Below are 1,554 nucleotides of genomic sequence, written 5' to 3' on the forward strand. Positions count from 1 at the left end.
ATGCCACCGTGTCGGTTCCAGCGCCGCCGTTGACGGTATCGGCCGAGGTCAAGCCCGTGCCCGCAGCAAAGGTGAAGGTATCGTTGCCGGCGCCGGTAGTGATGGTGTTGGTAGCGATACCGGCAGCGATATTGAATTTCCCGCTGGTTCCCGCAATCGCGCCAGTCAATGCCGAGCCTATGAACCCGGTGATCGTCACAGTATCGCCATCGGCGACATTGCTGATGGCCAGATTGGCGGCACCGGCGGCAATGGCAATTCCGTCATCGACCGCATTATCCGCCACGACGATATTAATTAAGCCGCTGATAGGATTGGATACGGTCAGATTTCCGATCAGGCCGGTAATGTTCACGGCGCCTGCCGCGCCTCCGCCTGATGTGATGGTCAGCATCGTATTATTACCGAGCGCCGCCGCGTTGATGGCAACAATATCCGAAGCAGCGCCGGCGGCCACATTCACCGCGCAGGCGGCCGACCCGGTCGTGATACTGATGCCGTTATCCGCTGCATTCGCGGTGGTGACAGTTAATGTCCCCGCCAGATCGGTCGCCACCAGATTACCCACCAGATTCGTCACGATCAGTGAAGAAGCGCTGGTTCCCAACGTTAAAGCTGCATTTTGAGCCAGCGCCGCCGCATTAACGGTAATCACATCGCTCAAATTATTGGCAATGAGCGTCAAGGCCGCTGAATTCAGAGTCACGGTTCTGGCATTGGTGCTATCGTCGCCCAGTTCATAAGTCTCGATATTGGCACGTACCGTGACCGCGCCATCGCCAGCGATCGTTATTTTTTCGCCACTGACGCCGCTGCCCGGCGCAATGATCGTTCCGGTCAATGCCTGGTTCTGGGCGACGGAGAGTCGAACCGATGCGCCGGAAACCAGGGTCAGCGCTTCGATATTCACGATCGTGCCAGCACTGATATCGGCGCCGTTACTCAACACCAATCTATCATCCACCGCAGCCTGACCGGTGATCGTGCCGGTATACGCGAGCGCGCCGATAATGAATGTCACTGCATCGGTCGCAGAATTTGCCGTCACGTTCGTGTTCGCCGTCAAAATGGTCACGCTGCGCGCATTGGTCGTATCATCCTCGATGACGTAATTTTCGATATTGGTCAGCGTCGTGACTGCGCCATCGCCGCTGACAATGAGGGTTTCGCCGCCGATGCCATTGCCGGGCGCCATGATTGCGCCGGTAAAACCCTGATTCTGGGTCGCAGATATCCGAACCGATGCGCCGGAGGCCAACACCAGCGCTTCGACATTTGCGATCGTGCCGCCGCTGACATTCGCGCCGTTAGCCAGACTCAAGGTATCGCCAACGGCCGATTGACCGGTAATCCTGCCGCTGTAAGTCAGCGCGCCGATCGTGAATATCACGGCATCGGTCGCAGAATTTGCTGTCACACTCGTATCCGCCGCTAGAATGGTCACGTTGCGCGCGTCAGTCGTATCGTCCTCGATAACGTAATTCTCAACATTGGCGAATGTCGTCACTGCGCCATCGCCGGTGATGGTGATGGTTTCACCATTCACACCCGCTC

1 pseudogene is annotated in these 1,554 nt (G+C 57.5%); it reads right to left on the reverse strand.

The window, feature by feature from the left end:
• Positions 1–1,554 (reverse strand): annotated as a pseudogene (locus ABF87_RS14570) (calcium-binding protein); the annotation flags it as partial.

This window comes from Nitrosomonas sp. JL21, from assembly GCF_009833095.1.
In the GTDB taxonomy this organism is placed as follows: domain Bacteria; phylum Pseudomonadota; class Gammaproteobacteria; order Burkholderiales; family Nitrosomonadaceae; genus Nitrosomonas.